Origin of the sequence: Sphingomonas sp. AP4-R1 (genome assembly GCF_013113735.1) — a bacterium.
Taxonomy (GTDB): Bacteria; Pseudomonadota; Alphaproteobacteria; order Sphingomonadales; family Sphingomonadaceae; genus Sphingomonas_I.
On the sequence record NZ_CP053346.1, the window covers coordinates 3818332 to 3838182 of the forward strand.

At 63.2% G+C, this 19851-nt stretch carries 20 protein-coding genes; 10 read left to right on the forward strand and 10 right to left on the reverse strand.

The features are described 5' to 3' along the window. The first annotated feature begins 6 nt into the window (after positions 1-6). Genes HL653_RS17400 through HL653_RS17410 form a run of 3 tightly spaced genes read left to right on the forward strand, consistent with a single transcriptional unit; the run spans position 7 to position 1983 of the window. Entirely contained in the window at positions 7-402 is a 396-nt protein-coding gene (locus HL653_RS17400) for a VOC family protein (RefSeq protein WP_171745632.1), read from the forward strand. Between the two features lies 1 nt (position 403). Next, positions 404-1393, forward strand: coding sequence for a trans-acting enoyl reductase family protein (locus tag HL653_RS17405; protein WP_171745633.1), 990 nt, complete (start codon positions 404-406; stop codon positions 1391-1393). 20 nt (positions 1394-1413) lie between these two features. Beyond that, positions 1414-1983, forward strand: coding sequence for a DNA-3-methyladenine glycosylase I (locus HL653_RS17410; protein WP_171745634.1), 570 nt, complete (start codon positions 1414-1416; stop codon positions 1981-1983). On the opposite strand, the gene HL653_RS17415 is transcribed toward HL653_RS17410, so the two are convergent. From HL653_RS17415 to HL653_RS17450, 8 genes are all read right to left on the reverse strand, one after another. Continuing rightward, entirely contained in the window at positions 1980-2708 is a 729-nt protein-coding gene (locus HL653_RS17415) for an SDR family NAD(P)-dependent oxidoreductase (protein WP_253717001.1), read from the reverse strand. The two genes, HL653_RS17410 and HL653_RS17415, sit on opposite strands and share 4 nt — an antisense overlap. 92 nt (positions 2709-2800) lie before the next feature. Further along, positions 2801-3277 carry a nuclear transport factor 2 family protein gene (locus HL653_RS17420; protein WP_171745636.1) on the reverse strand — a complete coding sequence of 159 codons (477 nt, stop codon included), beginning with the start codon at positions 3275-3277 and terminating at the stop codon, positions 2801-2803. A 115-nt stretch (positions 3278-3392) separates the two neighbouring features. Continuing rightward, complete coding sequence (locus HL653_RS17425; RefSeq protein WP_171745637.1) at positions 3393-4301, reverse strand: LysR family transcriptional regulator; 909 nt, start codon at positions 4299-4301, stop codon at positions 3393-3395. Between the two features lie 115 nt (positions 4302-4416). Next, the gene (gene arsH, locus HL653_RS17430) at positions 4417-5157 is read right to left on the reverse strand and encodes an arsenical resistance protein ArsH (RefSeq protein ID WP_171745638.1); all 741 of its coding nucleotides are present in this window, start codon (positions 5155-5157) and stop codon (positions 4417-4419) included. Beyond that, positions 5154-5822, reverse strand: a complete 669-nt coding sequence (locus HL653_RS17435; RefSeq protein WP_171745639.1) for an MIP/aquaporin family protein — start codon at positions 5820-5822, stop codon at positions 5154-5156. Before HL653_RS17435 ends, arsH begins: the two co-directional genes overlap by 4 nt. Beyond that, positions 5819-6250 (reverse strand): arsenate reductase (glutaredoxin), encoded by a 432-nt coding sequence (gene arsC, locus HL653_RS17440; RefSeq protein ID WP_171745640.1) that lies wholly within the window; start codon positions 6248-6250, stop codon positions 5819-5821. Before arsC ends, HL653_RS17435 begins: the two co-directional genes overlap by 4 nt. 10 nt (positions 6251-6260) lie before the next feature. Continuing rightward, positions 6261-6590, reverse strand: a complete 330-nt coding sequence (locus HL653_RS17445) for a helix-turn-helix transcriptional regulator (RefSeq protein ID WP_171745641.1) — start codon at positions 6588-6590, stop codon at positions 6261-6263. 410 nt (positions 6591-7000) lie between these two features. Beyond that, positions 7001-7903 carry a LysR family transcriptional regulator gene (locus tag HL653_RS17450; RefSeq protein WP_171745642.1) on the reverse strand — a complete coding sequence of 301 codons (903 nt, stop codon included), beginning with the start codon at positions 7901-7903 and terminating at the stop codon, positions 7001-7003. A gap of 193 nt (positions 7904-8096) precedes the next feature. Between HL653_RS17450 and HL653_RS17455 the strand changes: the two genes are divergently transcribed. The 5 genes from HL653_RS17455 to HL653_RS17475 all read left to right on the forward strand — a co-directional run bounded on the left by HL653_RS17455 (position 8097) and on the right by HL653_RS17475 (position 15124). Then, complete coding sequence (locus HL653_RS17455) at positions 8097-9224, forward strand: epoxide hydrolase family protein (protein ID WP_171745643.1); 1128 nt, start codon at positions 8097-8099, stop codon at positions 9222-9224. Between the two features lie 321 nt (positions 9225-9545). Then, positions 9546-11165, forward strand: coding sequence for a SulP family inorganic anion transporter (locus HL653_RS17460; RefSeq protein WP_171745644.1), 1620 nt, complete (start codon positions 9546-9548; stop codon positions 11163-11165). Beyond that, positions 11162-11791: a ParB-like protein gene (locus HL653_RS17465; RefSeq protein WP_171745645.1), complete on the forward strand. Its 630-nt coding sequence runs from the start codon at positions 11162-11164 to the stop codon at positions 11789-11791. The genes HL653_RS17460 and HL653_RS17465 overlap by 4 nt, the downstream gene beginning before the upstream one ends. Before the next feature lie 331 nt (positions 11792-12122). Next, positions 12123-13340 (forward strand): sensor histidine kinase, encoded by a 1218-nt coding sequence (locus HL653_RS17470; RefSeq protein WP_171745646.1) that lies wholly within the window; start codon positions 12123-12125, stop codon positions 13338-13340. A 59-nt stretch (positions 13341-13399) separates the two neighbouring features. Continuing rightward, the gene (locus HL653_RS17475; RefSeq protein ID WP_253717002.1) at positions 13400-15124 is read left to right on the forward strand and encodes a PAS domain-containing protein; all 1725 of its coding nucleotides are present in this window, start codon (positions 13400-13402) and stop codon (positions 15122-15124) included. 771 nt (positions 15125-15895) lie between these two features. On the opposite strand, the gene HL653_RS17480 is transcribed toward HL653_RS17475, so the two are convergent. Next, positions 15896-16894 carry a serine hydrolase gene (locus HL653_RS17480; protein ID WP_253717003.1) on the reverse strand — a complete coding sequence of 333 codons (999 nt, stop codon included), beginning with the start codon at positions 16892-16894 and terminating at the stop codon, positions 15896-15898. Between the two features lie 420 nt (positions 16895-17314). On the opposite strand from HL653_RS17480, the gene HL653_RS17485 reads away from it, so the two are divergent. Together HL653_RS17485 and HL653_RS17490 are read left to right on the forward strand one after the other, a co-directional pair. Next, entirely contained in the window at positions 17315-17632 is a 318-nt protein-coding gene (locus tag HL653_RS17485) for a multidrug efflux SMR transporter (protein WP_171745647.1), read from the forward strand. Between the two features lie 282 nt (positions 17633-17914). Then, on the forward strand, positions 17915-18787 hold the full coding sequence (locus HL653_RS17490) for a PEPxxWA-CTERM sorting domain-containing protein (protein WP_171745648.1): 873 nt from the start codon (positions 17915-17917) through the stop codon (positions 18785-18787). A gap of 54 nt (positions 18788-18841) precedes the next feature. Here HL653_RS17490 and HL653_RS17495 read toward each other — a convergent pair whose 3' ends face one another. Next, positions 18842-19801, reverse strand: coding sequence for a GlxA family transcriptional regulator (locus HL653_RS17495; RefSeq protein ID WP_171745649.1), 960 nt, complete (start codon positions 19799-19801; stop codon positions 18842-18844). Positions 19802-19851: the final 50 nt, after the last annotated feature.

Genomic DNA, 19851 nt, shown 5'->3' on the forward strand with positions numbered 1-19851 from the left:
GCGCCCATGCTCGATCACGTCTTCCTGTCGGTCAGCGACCTCGATCGCTCGATCGCCTTCTACACCGCCGCCCTGACACCGCTCGGGATCACCCAGCGGGTCGATTATGATGGAAAGGATGGTCCTCCCGGACATCCCGACCTGAAAGGCTTCGGCAAGAACAACCGCATCTTCTTCTGGCTGCGGCCGGGCATCGTCGAGGGCCGTGCCGCCCATGTCGGCTTCGTCGCCGCTTCGCAGGCCGAGGTGGATGCGGCCTATGCCGCTGCCATCGCCGCCGGAGCGACCGATCAGGGGCCGCCTGGCGCCCGGCTCCACTACGACCCCCGCTACTATGCCGCGAGCGTGCTGGATCCCGACGGATACAGCCTCGAATTCACCTACAAGAGTTGGCAGCACTGATATGACGAAACTGATGATCTATGGCGCTGCCGGCTACACCGGCCGCATGGCCGCCGCCAACGCCCGGAGCCATGGCCTGGACCTCGTCCTTGCCGGCCGGGTGAAGGACGAGACCAGGCTCGTCATTCTCGCCGAGGAACTGGGTGCGGAATATCGTCTGTTCTCCGTCGATGATCGCGCGGTCGCCATGGCCGCACTGAATGATGTTGGCGTCCTCCTGAACTGCGCGGGGCCCTTCATGCGCACCGCCGAACCGTTGATGCGGGCGTGCCTGGCGACGGGCGTCCATTATCTCGACATCGCCGCCGAGATGGACAGCTACCGGCTCGCCGAAACGCTTGATGATGAGGCGCGCGCGGCAGGCGTCATGCTGCTGCCCGGTAGCGGGGGAAGCGTTGCGATGCTCGGTTCGCTGGCTGGGCATGCCGCCACACGCGTGGCGGCGCCCGCCAAGCTCAGCATCGCGCTGCATGTCACTGGCGGCTTCTCCCGTGGGTCGGCCATCAGCGCCAGCGAGAATGTGACGACCGAGACCCTTCACCGCGTCGATGGAAAGCTGGTCAGCCGGAGCGCCGAGGAGGTCCGTGCATTCGATTTCGGCAAGGGGCCGATGCCGTCCTTCCCGGTGACATTACCGGATCTCATCACGATCTGGCGCGCCACCGACATTCCGAACATCGAGACCTTCCTGCATGTGTCGGAGGGGGCCTTTCCTGAGGGAGATCTGGCTGCGATGCCCGATGGCCCGACGCCCGAGCAACGCGAAGCCAATCGCTATCAGGCGGTCGTCGAAGTGACGGCGGAGGATGGCACCGTCGTTCGTTCGATCCTCGATACGGTGAATGGCTACACCTTCACGACGATCGCAGCGGCAGAGGCAGCGCGGCGTGTCCTAGGCGGCGAGGCGCGTCCGGGCTTCCAGACCCCGGCGATGCTGTTCGGCAACGGCTTTGCCGAGACAATCGCCGACACCAGCATCATCGATCTGTGACGTCACGGGAGGGCCTGGCCATGGATGACAAGCATCGCTGCGGATGGGCGGGGTCGAACCCACTCATGCAACAGTATCACGATACCGAATGGGGCGTGCCCGTGCACGACTCCCGGATGTTGTGGGAAACGCTGATGCTCGAAGGTTTCCAGGCTGGGCTCTCCTGGGAGATTATCCTGCGCAAGCGGGAGGGGTTTCGCGCGGCGTTCGTCGGTTTTGATCCGAAGAAGGTCGCCCGGTTCGGTGAGCAGGACATCGAGCGCCTGATGGCCGATCCGGGCATCGTGCGTGCCAGAGCCAAGATCTTGGCCACGATCAGGGGCGCGCAGATCTTCAACGAAATGGCCGATCGGGGTGAGGATTTCGCGGCCTATTGCTGGTCGTTCACGGGCAAACCGATCGAGGGCAGCATCAACGATGCGCAGACCCCGCTATCGGCGGCCATCTCCAAGGATCTGAAGGCACGAGGTTTCAAGTTTGTCGGCCCGACGATTGTCTATGCTTGGATGCAGGCCGTGGGCATCACCAATGACCATGTCCCGGCCTGCTTCCGGAAGGCAGAGATCGCGGACCAAGCGAACTCTCGTTAGACGCCGCGCGCGCCGCCAGTTGCCCTGATCGATTCCCCGCTGATCCAGTGCGCATCGTCAGACGCCAAGAACACGGCGGTCGGCGCGATGTCCTCCGGTTCGCCGAAGCGCCCGAGAGGTGTTTCGGCCAGGAGCCGGTCGCCGAGTTCGCCCGCGAAATTGCCTTCGGTCGCGCGCGTGTTGGTATAGCCCGGCATGATCGCGTTGACCCGGATGCCGCGCGGCCCGAGTTCGCGCGCCAACGCATAGGTCATGGTGTCGACCGCGCCCTTGGTCGCGGCATAGATGCTGGTGCCGGGCGACGGATGGGTGCTGAGGATCGAGCTGATATTGACGATGCTGCCGCCCCCATCGCCAAAATGCCGGACGGCCTCGCGGATCGCGAGGAAATAGCCGAGCACATTCACGTTGAACTGCCTGTGAAAGGCGTCTTCGGTGAGGCCGTCGGCCATCTCGAACTGGGCAACGCCAGCGTTGTTGACGAGGATGTCCAGCCGCCCATGGTCGGCGACGACCGTCTCGAACAGCCGAATGACATCCGCCGAACTGGCCATGTCCGCCTGTACGGCAACAGCCGTGCCGCCGTTCGCCGTAATCGATGCGACGACGGCGTCGGCGCCGTCCTTGCTGGCAGCGTAATTCACGATCACGCTCGCGCCTTCGGCGCCGAACGCCTTGGCGATGCCGGCGCCGATGCCGCTCGACGCACCGGTGACGATCGCCACCTTGCCCTTCAATCTCATAGCATATCCTTTGTTCTGACGGTCGAGATGCCGTCGGAAGGTCGCAGCCCGACCGGGGCGACCTTCGTTCGGTTTCAGATGACGGCGAGCACGGTCGGGTCGCCGGACCGCCACACATTGTCGATGGTCACCCGTTGGATCACCCACGCGCCATTCAGGCGCACCAACTCGACGTCGTAGCGGTTCTTCATGAGATAGCGCCGCGACGGGTCGCCCGTCGGCACGTGTTGCGCTTCCACCAGCGCGTCGAGACGGGCGGTCTCGCCATCGATGATCACGCGGGGATTGCTGACCGAATGGGTCGTGTCGAGCGACTTGAGCGAGCCGCTCAACGCCTCGACGATGGTGTCCCGCCCGTGAAGCACCGGGTATTCGAAACCCGCCTTGGCGGCCGCCGGCCTGAAGTCGGACACTGCATCAGGTGCGAAGGCTGATGCGAGCAGGTCATAGTCTCGCAGATCGATGCCGGCTGCGAAGCGGTACAGGGTTTCAATCGCGGCCAGTTTGTCCGCCGGATCACTGGAATGGTTTGTCTCGTGGGTCTTCAACATGCTGCTGTCCTGATCTGACTGGAGGCGCCGTTGCGCCATCCGCCGGAATCTATGGGCAGCGGCTCGCCTGCTGTAGGCCGCCCCAGATCATAGCAACCATTCCCTCTGGGAATGCTCAGAGCATCTGCAGGCCGGGCTCTGTTGCGAACGTCGCTGCCAGGAAGTCCATGAAAACGCGGACACGGTGTGGCAGCTTGTGGCCACCTGAACTGACCAGATGGATGGGCGAGACGTCGGCCGTATAGTGATCGAGAATCCGGACGACCCTGCCTTGCTCGAGATCGTCATGAAACAGGGCGCCAGGTCCGTGAAGGATGCCGAGACCGGCTAAGACCGATGCCCGCAGATCCTCACCGTCGTTCGATCGGAGTGCGCTTGAGGGCATGATGGAGATCGTGCCTTCATTACCCTTGAAGCGCCATTCGACGATCCGGCCGTCCGTCTGCGCTGCAATCAACTTGTGCTGGAAGAGATCTCGAAGGCTCGTTGGGGTGCCGTGAGCGGCGAGATAGTCCGGCGCCGCCACGGTGATCATTCTCATGTCGCCGATCTTGCGGGCGACGAGGTTCGACGAGCCGAGTTCGCCGACACGCAGGGCGACATCTACCCCATCCCTGACCAGATCGACCAAGCGCTGGCCACTGATGAACTCGATCTCGATCCTGGGAAACTGCGCGAAGAACGCAGCGAGCCTCGGGATGATATACATACGACCCAGCGCTGGCGGCGTGGCGACGCGCACCAGGCCAGACGGTTCGGCGGCGCCGTCACGGACGCGGGCTTCCGCCTCGTCGAGATCGCTCATCAGGCGCGTTGCCGAATGATAGAGGTCGAGGCCTGCGGCGGTCGGCCGGAGGCCTCGCGACGAACGGTCCAGCAACCGCGTTCCCAGGCGCGCCTCGAGGGCCGCCATCTGCTTGCTCACCGCTGGCTGGCCAAGTCCTGCCTCGTGGGCCGCGCGCGTGAAATTGCCCAGCTCGACGACGCGGGTGAACAACTGCAAGGGAGAAAAGCGATCGGCCATAACCATTCCTAGCGGGAATGATCTACAACTGGCCAGCCCTCGACAGCTCTCGATCAAAGGTTGCCGGCTGAGGGACGCGCCACCATCCCCGTAACCTGTCATCCAGAGCGAAAATCTACCGTCCGATCGCGATCGCCGAATGGTCCTCACGTGCGACCGGCATGCCGCTCTCCTTACGCTCGGAATAACGGTCGACGAGCTGGGCGACGTGCGGGCGCATCAGCACAGTCGTCCGCACGAGTTCCTCCATCACGTCGACGATCCGGTCGTAATAGCTGGACGGATGCATCCGATTGTCATCGCCGAATTCCTCATAGGCCATCGCAACCGAGCTCTGGTTCGGGATCGTGAACATCCGCATCCAGCGGCCGAGCAGGCGCAGTGTGTTGACGCTATTGAAGGACTGCGATCCGGCCGACACCTGCATGACGGCGAGCGTGCGGCCCTGAGTTGGGCGCATGCCACCCATCGACAGCGGCAGGTGGTCGATCTGGGTCTTCATCACGCCCGTGATCTGGCCGTGCCGCTCGGGGCTGCACCAGACGTGTCCCTCGCTCCACATCGACAACTCGCGCAGCTCGTGAACAGCGGGATGGTTGTCGCCCGCCGCCTGGTCGGGCAGCGGCAAGTCGGACGGATCGAAGATTCGGGTCTCGGCGCCGAACAGCTGCAGCAGGCGGGCGGCCTCCTCGACGCAGAGCCTTGAGAAGGACCGCTCGCGCAGCGATCCGTAGAGCAGCAGGATGCGTGGCGGCGGCTGGTCGGCACCGAGGCCTAGCGCCGGCCGGTCGATGACGAAGGATCGGTCGAGGGCGGGCAGATGGTAGGGATCGGACAGGACGCGGACGCGGCTCATGTGGTGGCCTTCAGTTGTTCGGTGAACAGTAGATCGGCCGCGAAGTGCGCTGCGAGGGCACCCAGGACCTGCGCCGCGATGAAGCCCGGGACGCACGCGGGGGAGATCCCGGCGAAGCTGTCGCTCAGCGACCGTGCCACGGTGATCGCGGGGTTGGCGAAGCTGGTCGACGACGTGAACCAATATGCGGCGGTGATGTAGAGTGCGACGCTCGTCGGAATGCTCTCCGGTCGTATCCTCGCCGTGCCGAAGATGGTCACGATGAGACCGAAGGTGGCAACCGCCTCGCCGGTCCATTGGCCGGGCCCGGTACGGATCTTGTGGGACAGCTGCAGCACCGGGACGTCGAACATCAGGTGGGCGAGCCAGACGCCGAGGATGCCACCGAGCAGCTGGGCGACGGCGTAGCCTATGGCCACCCTGGTGCTGACATGGCCGCGCAGGCGCATGACTAGCGTGACGGCCGGGTTGAGATGCGCGCCGGAGACCGGGCCGAGCATGGTGACAAGCACGAAGAGGATGGCGCCGGTCGCGAGAGTGTTGCCTAGGAGTGCAACGGCGACATTCCCGCCGGCCAGCCGCTCGGCCATGATGCCGGATCCGATGACCGTCGCGAAGAGGATGAGGCTGCCGAGTGCCTCGGACAGGAGAGCGCGGCGGATCACCTATCGCTGACGCGCTGGCCGGCCGCATCGACGACCTGCTCGCCGTCCTCCTTGGCGAAGGCGCCACGCTGCGCGTCCGGCAGGATGTCGAGCACCACCTCGGACGGACGGCATAGCTTCACGCCCAGCGGCGTCACGACCAGCGGCCGGTTGATGAGGATCGGGTGCTCCATCATCACATCGACCAGCGCCTCGCCGGTCAGGGCTTGGTCGTCGAGGCCAAGCTCGGCGAAGGGCGTGCCCTTCTCGCGGAGCAAATCGCGAGGCGTCATGCCGGCTCGCTCGATCATCTCGATGAGCAGCGTGCGCGACGGTGGCGTCTTCAGGTACTCGATGACGTGCGGCTCGACGCCGCTGTTGCGGATCAGGTCGAGCACGTTCCGCGACGTGCCGCAGGCGGGATTGTGGTAGATTACGATGTCGGTCACGGCCGGTCCTTCAGCAGCAGGCGAGGTCGGCGAGCAAAGGCTCGCATAGTTCGGGACGGCCCGCGCAGCAGTCCTTCGCCAGGAAGGCCATGAGAACCCGGAGCGTGTCGATGTTGGCGCGTTGGATCTGTTGCCGGCCCTGTCGCTCAGCAATCACCAGCTCGGCTTTAGCGAGCACAGCGAGGTGCGTTGAGAAGGTGCTCTGTGTCAGGCCACTCGCCTCGACCAGCGCGCCTGTCGGCAAACCATGCGGCTCGTGGCGAACGAGCAAGCGGAAAGCGTTGAGCCGGGTTGGGTGAGCCAGCGCCGCGAGCGCGGCGATTGCCGAGTCCTGATCCATAGATCGGAAATATCCGATCAGTGTGCGGCAGGCAAGACCTATCGGATTATCCCGATGCAAGTGGCGTCAGGTAAGGCTAGTCGTGGTCCTCAGAACAGCCCGACTGCTTTGTCCCAAATCTTGCCGTCGCGGTCGACCGTCAGGCCCGGTAAATGAATGTCGAAAGTCGGGAAGCAGCGGCTTGGCCGTCAACGCCCGCTATTGGGTGCTAACCGCCGTTTCAGAACGCCATTCGAAAACGCCCCATGTTCCCGTAGATCCGTCTCTGAGGTGCATGTTCGGGACAGAGCAGTTGGGAACGAGCCGCGGGGGATACGTGTCTCTAGTGTGGGAAAAGAGTGGTCGGCGCCAGCCGGCTTCCCACCGGCCGTTACCTTGCGGCAAAGCGGATTGTTCCGATCTGGTAACGATCATCTTCGCCCGGACCGCCATTCGGCCACATGATCCACCAAGGCGCGTAGTTTAAGCGGCATGTGACGGCGACCGGGATAGAACAGGAAGAAGCCCGGAAACGGCGGACAGAACGGTCCTAGCACCTCTCTTAGTTCTCCGCTGTACAGCCACGGGGTAAAAGTCTCGGACATGCCGATGGTCAAGCCGCTGCCGGCCAGCGCCATCTTCACCATCAGTGCCATGTCATTGGACGTCACTTCGGGTTCGACCTCGACGGCGAACTCGCGCCCGACCTCGCTGAACTCCCAGCGATAGGGTGCCGTCCCTTCGGATGAACGCCAGCCGATGCAGCGGTGTTGTGTCAGGTCGCGCGGGTGAAGCGGCGTTCCGGCCGCGTCCAGATAGGCGGGGGAGGCAACGACGATCTGGCGCTGCTCCTCGCTCACCGGCACCGCGATCATGTCGCGCTCGATCACCTCGCCGAGCCGCACGCCAGCATCGAACCCGCCCGCCACGATATCGAACCTGGCATCGGTGACGAGAATATCGAGGTGTACATGCGGATGGGCGGCCCGAAAGGACGCCAGCAGGTCTCCCGATAGGAAGGTTTCCGCGATGGAAGACACCGCGAGGCGTAGAAGGCCGGCAGGCTTGCCCTCATGGGCGGCTGCGGCTGTGGCAGCCGCTTCGATTTCGGCGAGCGCCGGCGCGACACGATCCAGCAGGGCTTCGCCTGCCTCCGTCAACGCAACACTGCGCGTTGTACGACGCAGCACCGCCACTCCCAGCACGTCTTCCACCTTGCGGACGGCTTGGCTGACCGCCGACCGGGTCACGCCGAGCTGATCGGCCGCGCCCCTGAAGCTGCGGGCGCGAGCAACCGCCGCGAGGGTGGTGAGAGCGTTGAGGTCAAGCTTCATTGTCCAGCCAAGCTTACCAGACCATGCATGATTATGCCAATAGTAGCGACCTTTCCCAACGCATAAGTTTCGGGCGGCCATAGGACCGCCAGTCGACGAAGGAACGCCGCCCGGGGCCGCGTCACCGAGCAGAGGGTAACGTCTGAGTCCGGAAAGCTCAGCGACGAAACAATTCTCAAGGAAGAGTCACACCATGATCCGTCCATTTAAGATTTTCATTTCAGATGATCGCCTGAGCAGGATCCGGCGGCAGGTCGAAGACTTCGACTGGCAAGATTTCCCCGATGCCGGCGGGTGGAAGTCGGGCGTTGGTCTTGCCGACCTCCGCCGCCTCATCGACTATTGGCTGAATACCTTCGACTGGCGCTCTCAAGAATCAAAACTCAACCGACGGCATCATCATCTCGCCGATATCGATGGGCAGACGCTCCACTTCGTGAAGGAGAGCGGAGACAGCTCGCGGCTGCCAATCCTGCTCCTACATGGTTGGCCCGGGTCGTTTATCGAGTTCGAGGCGCTGATCGATCCGCTGACGAGAGACGGGCACGACGTCGTCGTTCCCTCGCTGCCCGGCTGCGTTTTCTCCGGCCGTCCAGACACGCCGATCGGGCCGCGACGCGCGGCCGTGCTGATGGACGGGCTGATGCGCGAGCTCTTCCCAGGTACGCGCTATCTCGTCCAGGGCGGCGATTGGGGCAGCGCGATCGGCGCGTGGCTGGCTCACGACTATCCCGATCGCGTCGCCGCGCTCCATATCAACATGATGACGGCGGAGGCGGACGGCGTTCATCCCGAAACATTTGAAGAGAAGGTTTGGGCGGAGCGCGTCCGCGCGCTTGCCGAGGAGGAGCGCGGCTATTTCCTCGAGCAGTCCACCCGTCCTCAAACGCTCGGCATCGCCATGTCGGACAGCCCGGTTGGTGTCGCCGCCTGGATCCTAGAAAAGTTTGGCGCTTGGGCGGACGTTCCTCGCGACGACGCCGGTCGTCCCGATCTATGGGCTGCCTTCGACGAGGATCTGCTCCTCACGAACATCATGCTCTACGTGGCGCCCCGATCGTTCGTCACCTCGACTTGGCTCTATCGGGGGCGCGTCTTGGAAGGCTCCCACGTTTTCCCGGCCGGCTCGCGCGTCAGCGTTCCCACGGGGTTCGCGGCGTTCCCTGATCCGGTCTTCCCACTTCCGCCGCGCTCGATCGCAGAGCAAAGCTACAGCATCAAGTCATGGACGGACATGGAGCGTGGCGGCCATTTCGCGGCGCTCGAACAGCCCGATCTGCTGCTGGCTGACCTTCGAACCTTCGTCAAAAACGTTCGGTAACGCCGTAGTCCAAACACTATCCTTTCAGGAATGACAGCAGGGTAAAGAGGGGCACCGCCGCCTTCAAACGGTGGTGGCCACCTAAATGAACGGGCGTCCGCTTATGGGAAGTCGGTGGAACAGTCCGAACGACTGAGATTGAGTCATATTGCTCGGAAGGTATCTGCGGAGCTACCACGTCGCACTCTATTCACATCTGGCAGCGGTTCTGGCGGACTGGCCGCTTTGTATCAGCGACCATCGCTGCAGCAATAAGCTCGGACAACGCCCCACCGCAGGTCCGCTTGCCAAGCGTTACGACAGTGGTGCTAGTCACTAGCCGTGCGCAGTAACGATCTGGTCGCCGGCTTGTGCGTCGCGGGCCTCATGCTTCCCGAGGCCGTGGCTTATGCCGGCATTGCGGGATTGCCGCCGCAGCATGCGATCTTCGCAGGGATAGCTGGGTGCCTCGTCTACTCTCTTGCTGGCCGGAGCCGGTTCGCGATCGTCTCGCCCACATCGTCCTCGGCCGCGATTCTTGCAGCAACCCTGGCGGTCGTACCATTGCCGGGGGCAGCGCGCATTGCCTTCGCTACCGTCGTCGTCGGCATGGCAGGACTGCTGTTCCTGCTCGCGGCGGCGGTCCGGCTCGGCGGGTTGACCGGCTTCATCTCCAGGCCGGTGTTACGCGGTTTCGCGCTCGGCATCGCGCTGACCATCATTCTCCACCAGTTCCCGGTCATGACGGGAGCCAGCATCCAGGCGTCCAGCCTTGCGGCCTTCTGCCTAGCCCTGATCCGATCGATACCCGCCTGGCACCCGGCGAGCGTCGCGACCGGCGGAATCGCGCTCGTCCTTCTCCTCGCGCTACGCCGCTATCCCGCCGTTCCTGGCGCCTTTCTCGTGCTCGTTGGCGGAATCGCCGCATCTTATTGCCTTGATTTGCACAACCACGGCGTAGGTATTGTCGGAGCCGTCGAAACCGCGCTTACCTTGCCAACATTCCCAAGGCTGGACTGGAACGACATATCGCGCCTCGGGCAGTTCACGGTCCCATTGGTGCTGATCCTATTCGCGGAATCCTGGGGGACGATAAGGACCCTGGCGCTTCGACATGGTGATGTGGTCGATGCCGATCACGAGCTTGCCGCGCTCGGGCTCGCAAACGTCGCGAGTGCGCTCGTTCAGGGCTTGCCTGTGGGGGCCGGCTTCTCGGCCGGTTCGGCGAACGAGGCAGCCGGCGCGACGAGCCGGATGTCCAGTGCGATCGCAGCGGCCGGACTGGCGATCATACTTCTTATGGCGATGCCGTTCGTGGCTCTGTTGCCTGAGCCGGTACTGGCCGCAGTTGTGATCGCTGCGCTGGTCCACGCGCTCGATCCCACACCGATCCTGCGTTTGTGGCGGCTCGATCGCGATCAGTTCGTGGCGCTTGGCGCTGCGGCTGGTGTGCTCGTGTTGGGCGTACTCGACGGCATGCTGGTGGCGATCGCACTGTCATTGGCTGCGCTCGTCCGTCGCTTTGCTACGCCGCGCGTGGCGCGGCTCGGCAGATTGGGCCACAGCCACGATTATGTCGACGTCGCCCGCCATGCGGACGCGGTCGCACCACCGCACGTCGCGATCTGGCGCCCGACCGCGCCGTTGTTCTTCGCTAACGCGGAGCGCATGCTCGGTCTGGTCGTCTCGGGCGCGCGTGGCGATCCTGCAATCCATGCGGTCATCCTCAGCCTTGAGGAGAGCTATGATCTCGACAGCACCGCGCTCGACGCGCTGATCGAATTCGATCGGACGATGACGCGCGATGGCTTCTGCGTGCAACTCGCTCGCGCTCACGATCGCGTTCGCGACCTGATCGCGGCAGCCGGCGAAACCGACCTCGATCAACGCAGCGCTTATAGTGTCGATGACGCCGTCGCGCAGATAGACGCGACGCTGAGCCAAGGGAGGAATGAACCATGAGTGAGGATTTCGCGCCCACCCTTCGTCCGGTCGAAATCGCGATACTGCGGCCGACCCAAATGACGGTAGGTTTCCGGGAAATAAAGCGGAAGCGCGGGGAGTGGTGTAAGCGCGCTGAACGCGACGGTCCGGATTTTCTGGGTCGGCACATGATCCCGGTGATCCTCGGGCCGAAACACACGCCGTATGTGATCGACCATCACCACCTGGTGCGCGCGCTGCATGAGGAGGGCATCAGTCATGTTCTGGTCAGCGTCGTCGCGGATCTCCATCACCTGAAGAAGCAGGTGTTCTGGACCTTCATGGACAACCGCAACTGGCTGCACCCGTTCGATGCCGACGGTACGCGTCATAGCCACGACCAGCTGCCGAAGCGTGTGGCCGACATGAAGGATGATCCATACCGCTCTCTTGCGGGCGAACTGCGGCGGTCGGGTGGCTACGCCAAGGATGCGACCCCATATTCCGAGTTTCTTTGGGCGGATTTCCTGCGCAGGCGGATCAGTGCGAAGCTTGTCGAGCACGACTTCGCTCGCGCAGTGAGCAAAGCATTGAAGGCGGCCGGGCAGGGCGATGCCGCCTATCTGCCTGGATGGTGCGGGCAGTCGGGGGATACGGACGGCTGATCGGCGGCGTCACCGAATGCCGGGCTGATCCCTCTGAGCTAGCCGACAACGCTACGATGCGTTTGGAAGCGGCGGACTTGGGTACCTCGCGCATTTTTTTGCTCTCGATGGGAAATCTGTCGGATCGGCGATGCATCGCGCCAGCGGACCTAGCCGCCAAGATCGGCGTGCTCCTCGACCAAGTTCAAGCAGGGCACGGGCGAGCAAGCGCCGATCTCTCATGGCGACCATGACGATTTGCGCACCGCCTGGGGAAACGTTCGCCAGCCCGGCTTGCTTGATCGAGGTTTATTGAGAGACGAAGCAGGTCGCGACTATAGCGGGGTAGGTGATGGCGCGTAGCGGCCGACAAGCCTGCATCAAGGAACGCCGTTTGCCATCTACCCATGCTCCCGTGATCTCTTCTGACCTTCTGTTGGCGGAGCGCGACATCCTCGCGCGCGTTGCCCGCGGTGGCCCGTTGGCCGAAGTGCTGACCGACATCGTCCTCCTCGCGGAGAGCCCGACAAACGGCCAGATGCTCGCATCCGTCTTGCTTGTGTCCGACGACGGCAGGTCCCTGCTCGAAGGCGCGGCGCCGAGCCTCCCCAAGGCGTACAACGCTGCCGTACATGGTATACCGATCGGCCATGGAATAGGCTCGTGCGGAACGGCGGCGGCGAGCGGCAAGCCGATCATCGTCACCGATATCGCGGTGGATCCGCTCTGGGCGGACTATCGCGATCTCGCGCTCGGCTTCGACCTGCGGGCCTGCTGGTCTATGCCCATCGAAGCCGCAGATGGGCGCCTGCTCGGCACCTTCGCCAATTACTACCGGGAGCCACGGGAACCGACCGAGCGCGATCTCGAACTGATCAGCATGGCCGCCCGCACGACGGCCATCGCCGTTGAGCGTCACATCAACGACCTCGAGCGTGAACGCGCCGAGGAGCAGCGCATGCTGGTGGTCCGGGAACTCAACCACCGCGTGAAGAACGTCTTCGCGCTCGTCCAGTCGCTCCTTGCCATGAGCGCCCGCTCCGCCACGAGCGTCGAGGCCTACGCACAGGCCGTCCAGGGGCGGATGAGCGCGCTCAGCCGCGCGCATGAACTGGTGCAACCCGGGCTCTCTCTCGACGATCTCGCAGGACCGTGCGATGTCGCGTTGCGCGAGATCTTCGCGGATATCCTCGCCCCATATCTGCACGACGACATCACCGAAAAGGTGGTGCTCACGGGCGGCGACGAGCAGGTGTCGCCGCATGCCATAACTGGCCTTTCGCTCATCCTGCACGAACTTGCGACGAACGCGGCGAAGTACGGCGCGCTTAGCAAGCAGGACGGTCGACTCAGGGTGTCCTGGCAACTTGTAGACGATCTCGTCGAGATCGTCTGGTCGGAGCGCGGGGGACCGCGGCCGACGGTGCCGACGCAGACCGGGTTCGGATCGACCCTGATCAAGCGGACGGTGGAACGCCAATTTTTGGGAACCATAGACCGTGACTGGCGTCCAGAAGGGCTCGACGTGCGTCTCCGCCTTTCCGTGGGCCGGTTCACGAAGTCCCTTTGACATAGCCGAACGGCACGCCCGCCGATCGGGATCGCAACCACGCCAGAATGAAAGGAAGGATGATGGCGAACGACAGGAACGCCACCGGCGTCCCTTCCGACGGTGAGATGGACACCCGGCACGATGACATCCTCGGCGTCGGGGGCGGCAAGCATCACTGGAAGCAGAGCACGATCACGAACCCGTCGCTCGACGAGCGGGGAGGCATCTTCTTCGCCGCGATCGAGATGACGCGGATGCCGATGATCCTGACCGACCCGAACAAGGACGACAATCCGATCGTCTTCGCCAACAACGCCTTCCTCGATCTCACCGGCTACGATCTCGATGAGATCATTGGGCATAACTGCCGCTTTCTGCAGGGCGCGCAGACCGACCGCGGGACGGTGCGCGAGATGCGCGAGGCGATTGCCGCGAGGCAGGCGATCAGCCTGGAGATCCTGAATTACACGCGCGACGGCACCCCCTTCTGGAACGGTGTTTTCATCGGCCCCGTCTACGACGAGGGCGGCGAACTCCTCTTCTTCTTTGCAAGCCAGCTGGACGTCACCGCCCGCAAGGAAGCCGAGGCGACGCGCTTCCAGTCCCAGAAGATGGAGTCGATCGGCCAGCTGACTGCAGGGCTTGCGCACGACTTCAACAACCTGCTGCAGGTCATGAGCGGCAGCCTCGACATGATGGCTTCGCGTCGCGAGGACGAGAAGAGCTTCAGCCGCTACCATCTGGCCGCCACTCAGGCGGCCGAGCGCGGCACGAAGCTGACCGCGCAGTTGCTGTCGTTCGCGAGGCGCAGCAGACTCGAGCCTCGTCGCATCGAGCTGACCGGTCTCATCAGCAACGTCGCGGAGCTGCTGGATTCGACTGTCGGCGCCAGGGCCGAACTGCAGATGAACCTGAGGCGCAGGTTGCCCGAGGTCGAAGCTGATCCCAATCACCTCGAAATGGCGCTTATCAACGTCATCGTGAATGCGCGGGACGCGGTGGCGGCTGGCGGCGTGATCACGATTGCCACGGGTATGGAGGACGTCGACGCCGATCACGCCGTGATCGGGCTCGCGGACGGACAGTACGTGGTGCTGACCGTCAGCGACGACGGTGCCGGCATGTCGCCCGAGACTCTGAAGCGGGCATTCGAACCGTTCTTCACCACGAAGCAGAAGGGTGCAGGCACGGGGCTTGGATTGGCCACGGCTCATGGCTTCGCACTGCAGTCGCGCGGTGCTCTCACGATCGACAGTACGGTGGGTCAGGGAACGGTGGTGAAGTTCTACTTTCCCGTGGCGATCGACGAGGACAGGACCTTGGCGCTCGAACCCGATCGCGACGGATTCAAGCAGGAGGATGTCGACCGCGCCAGCACCAAGACCATCCTGGTGGTGGAAGATGAGCCCGTGATCGCGGATCTGGCGCAGACCGTCTTGGCCGAAGCGGGATATCATGTCCGTGTCGCACATGACTTCGAGCAGGGGCTGTCCGCATTCGAGGAACTGATGGCCGACGGCGGTGTCGCTCTTGTCTTCTCCGACGTCGTCATGCCCGGCACGCACAACGGACTGGCGCTCGCGCAAGAGGTCCGGAAGCGTGCGGCGGATGTGCCGGTCCTGCTGGCGACGGGCTACAACGACGAGATGGCGTTACAGGGGCCTCAGCCCGAGGCCTTGGACGTGCTTGGCAAGCCCTACCGCCGCCAAGAACTTATCGCCAGAGTTCAGGCGGCCATTCGCCGCGGTGGGCGCGATCGGCAATCCCATCAGACGTCGGACTTCGGACACGCACAAGGTTAGCGACTTGAAGCGCTCTGCCGATCGGGGAGGATTCAGTTCCTAGCGCGTGCACACGATCTTAAGCGCTTCTTCGAATGCCACCGTGAAGATCAGCTCGCCTGCATCATCGACGATCTCGCAACGTCCGACGAGATTGAGTTCGCCATCGGGTTCCGGCTAGACTGCTGTGATCCATTCACTGCGATGGTCGGCCGTCACTTTTTCCGACCAGTCGATGAAGCGCGAACCCGCGGCGCCAAATGCCGGCGCGCGGGATACATGATCGACAGCAGCCGGCACAGCTTGCGGGCCCTAAGGGAGTAACTCGACGAGCGCACCCGGCCAGATGATCCGCCATGCATGCGCCGGGTCCCTGTGCGAGGCCAAGGCCGAACAACGTCGCGGCAATGAAGGCCTCGGTATCGCTCACCATCACGCCGCTTTTCAGAGCGATCTCGCGCGCATCATCGCCGTCGGGGAGCTGCCACGGCATAGGTCGATGCCCTCGACCCGCGAGGTAATTGACCGCCCGGTGACCAGCCAGGTCAGCGACGGTTTATCTCGCGTACCTCCCGCTTTGACGAGATCCAGGACGCGACCCGCTTTCTCGAATCGAACGAGCAGATCGGCAAGACCGTCGTACTCGTCTGACGAGCTGACACCATGGCGCCTGAATCCGTCCGCCTTGGAATCGAGCGCGCCGATTTCTGTCGTCGGCGGGCCGGAGACGGCACGGGTGTCGCGGGCAGTGCTGCGGCAACGGTGCTGGTGGTCAACATGATCTTGGTCCAGTCAGCTCATTTGGCCGCGAAGGAAGGCGATCAGCTTGGGATCGCTGCCGGTGCGCTCAAGGACGGGCAGGATGATCCGCCATCCGTTATCGCTGTTGGTCAGGATGACTATTCCGTCACCGCTCGCGCGATCGATCGCGGCAAATGTGAAGGCGCCGGCATCCTTGCCGGTGTGGAGCATCGTCGTGCCCTCGGGAAAGCCGAGAAGCTGCCAACCCAGTCCGAAGCCGGTCCAGGGTGGACAAGTGTTCGCTTTCGTTCCGGCACACATCTCGGGTGTCAGATCGGCTTGCGATTTGCTGCGCTCCGCCGCGACAGACGCGACTAGGCCCCGGTCGTTGCGGGCATCAATGAGGAAGCGCGCATAATCACGCGCCGTCGCGTGAGCCAGATCGGCAGCGTTGTATCGCGTCACTCGCTCGAGGGACAGTGGCGTGCCTACGTCGTCATATGGCACGGCGATCGGCACCGTCGCGCCCTGCGCCGACACATAGCCCGAGGCGCGCATGTAGGCAGGAGCAAACAGCCGGCGGCCCGCAAGCGTCTCGAACGACTGCCCGGTTCGACGCTCAGCGTAGCGCGCGGCATATTGATAGCCCTCGCCCGAATAGCCGGTGGTCGTGCCTGGATCATGATCGAAGGCCAGTCCCTTCGCATCGCGCCAGTTCGGCAACCCGGTGCGATGGCTTAGCGCCATGCGAACCGTCAGCTTCATCCGCCGGGGATCGCGCGACAGATCAGGGTCGCTCCAGTAGCGATCCATCGGCTCATCGAGCGACAGATTGCCGGCCGACACCAGTCGCAGGATGACCTCTGCGGTTAGCGGCTTCGTCAGCGAGGCGAGATTATAGGGCGTGGAGACGGTCGCAGCGCGGTTCGGCCCCGCCATGCCCCAAGCCCCGGTCGAGACGATCCGTCCGTTGCGGATCACGGCGATCGACGCGCTCTCCACGCGCTGTTCACGCAGGGTCGTAGTCATATCCAGCGGCGCGCTGTTCATTCTGGCATCTGCCATAGAGGCGCAAGCCACCAGCGCGACCAAACCGCCGTAAACTGTCCGCTTTAATACGGCGACTGTATTGCCCATGTGCAACAGTTACCGGCATCGAAGTTTGGCCGCAACCTGGATCGTATTTCCCATTGATGTGACGGGCGCAAGAACCGGTATGAGATCCCCGAAATCACGTCGTTATCGGGACAGCTAGCGGCTTGGCGATCGGCAGCTATGCGCTCTGAGCTTCCTGATAGCTGCCGGACTGCTTTCGTCAATGACGCAGGCCGCCGATGGGGTGAGGTGGTGGTAAGCGGACGTTGACCAGCACGTTCGCAATTTTTAATGGGATCGGGCGGCGACCACGTTCCCGTGTCCCAAGCAGGACGGTCAAGACCGGGACGGCCCGGCAGCCTTGAGGAGGCTGCTGTGGCGTGGATTCTATTGACGATTGCTGGACTCCTGGAAGTCGTATGGGCCACTGCTTTGAAGCAGTCGGAGGGATTCACCCGCCCACTGCCCTCCGCGATCATGGTGGTGACGCTTATCGGGAGCTTCGCGCTTCTCGCCGCCGCGATGCGCACGCTGCCGCTCGGGACTGCTTACACCGTGTGGACGGGAATCGGCGCGGTGGGGGCCTTTGTTGTTGGCTTCTCCGTCATGGGCGAGCCGATCAACTTACCGAGGTTGCTGGCGGCGTTGCTCATCCTCTCGGGCATCATCTTGATGAAGTTTACGAGCCATTGAACAACGACACCGGAAACGTCCGCAATTGGGCTTAAGCTGCCTATCATCAGGATTGAAGGCCAGTCGAGACTGCGATGCCGTCACAGGGAGACGAATCTCCCACTGATCCATCGCCAACAAACCGTTCATGCGCGATCCTTCTATGGACCGGAATAGGATTGGTTGCTAACAGTCCGTAATGACGATGTCGATGGAGTTCGAGTCAGTATGCGGTCCAGGGAAAACTGAGATGCGGCTCCGCCGAAATGCATGAATTATCGTGGTCTATGCTTGGGGGGTAATATGCGGCTTGGATTGATCGGAATATTCGCTGCTCCGGTTGCCGCGCTGGCGGCGACGCCTTCACATGCGACCTACTGGAATGTCTTCAATGTCGAGGGCGAGCGGACCACCAGCACTGCCTTAGCGACATACGACACGGCGACGGATATGTTCACCGATACGAACCGCACTGGAACTTACGCCACCACCGGTGGCGGCCAGTTTTCCCTCAACATCGTCGACAGCGGATCGGATGGTTCGACCTATTGGAATCTGTTCAACGTAGAAGGCGAGCGCACGACGCAGACCGCCTTTGCAACCTATGCGTCGCTCGCCGACATGGCGACCGATACCAATCGCACCGGGACCTATGCCACCACTGGCGGCGGTCAATTCTCCTTGAACATCGTGGGCTCAGGGACCGACGGCACGACCTATTGGAACCTGTTCAACGTCGAGGGCGAACGGACCACGAGCACTGCCCTTGCGACCTACGCTACCGCTGTGGACATGTTCACCGACGCAAACCGCACTGGAACCTACGCCACCACCGGCGGCGGCCAGTTTTCCCTTAACATCGTAGACAGCGGATCGGATGGCTCGATCTACTGGAACCTGTTCAACGTGGAAGGCGAGCGCACGACGCAAACCGCCTTCGCAACCTACGCGTCGCTCGCCGACATGGCAACCGATAGCAATCGCACCGGGACTTATGCCGCCACCGGCGGCGGCCAGTTCTCTCTCAACATCGTCGGCAGCGGCTCCGATAGCTTTCCTTCTGTGACGCTGCCGTCGGCCGTGCCCGAACCAGCAACCTGGATAATGATGGCTTTGGGCTTTGGAATCATCGGGCGCTCCGCCCGCCGCGGCCGTGCGAAAATGCTGGCAGAATAGAGCGAGAAACCAGACCCCAGACTTTTGCTTGTCACCGCGAACGCTGCCCAATAATCAGCCTCGCCGCTGCCGACGCAAAGCCTGCGGGGGATGCCCATAGATACGCAGGCACGCACGGCGCATTCGTTCGAGATCGCCGAAACCGACATGGAGTGCGATCTGGTCGAGCGCCTCACTTGAATTTTCTATACGCGGAATCGCGGCCTCGCAGCGGAGCCTTTCGACCGCACGGGCGGGCGTCTCTCCGGTTTCGGCGACAAACTGCCGGGCGAACTGGCGCGGGCTGATGCAGGCCACCTCGGCAAGCCGTTCGACCGAGAGCCGTTCGCGAAGATGCGCCCGGGCATAAGCGAGCGCCTCGCGAATGCGACCGGGGCGTGGCTCCAGATCGAGCAAGGTCGAGAATTGCGACTGTCCGCCGCTGCGTCGATGATAGACGACGAGATCGCGGGCGATGATCTTGGATGTCTCGGTGCCGCAATCCTCTTCGATCATCGCGAGTGCGAGATCGATTCCGGCCGTGATCCCGGCCGAGGTCCAGACCTCGTCTTCGCGGATGAAGATGCGATCCGCATCAACCTTCAGCGAAGGATAGCGCCGTTGCAGTTCCCCCGCGTAACGCCAGTGCGTCGTTGCGCGGTGACCATGGAGCAGGCCAGCCTCCGCCAACAGGAATGCGCCCGTGCAGATACTGGCGATGCGCCGGGCGCGCGGGGCTGCTGCGCGGAGAAAGGCGACCGTGTCTGGTTGGCTTTCGAGCGCGTCGATCGTCGAGGCCCCGACGACGATGAGTGTGTCGATATGGCCGCTCTCATCCGGGCGGACAGTATCTATCGCAACGCCTGAGGAGCCCCGCACGAGGCCGTCCGAGGTCGAGACGATCCGGATCTCATAGGGGCCGGCGTGAAAGTCGACCGCCAGATTGAACGCGCAGAGTGGACCGCCAAGATCGAGCAATTCGAAGCCCGGGAAAACGACGAACCAGATGACACGCAGGGCGACCGCTTCGATCATGGCAGTTTCTCATGGCAGAATATGCGTTTTCTATGTCATTTCTGACAGAA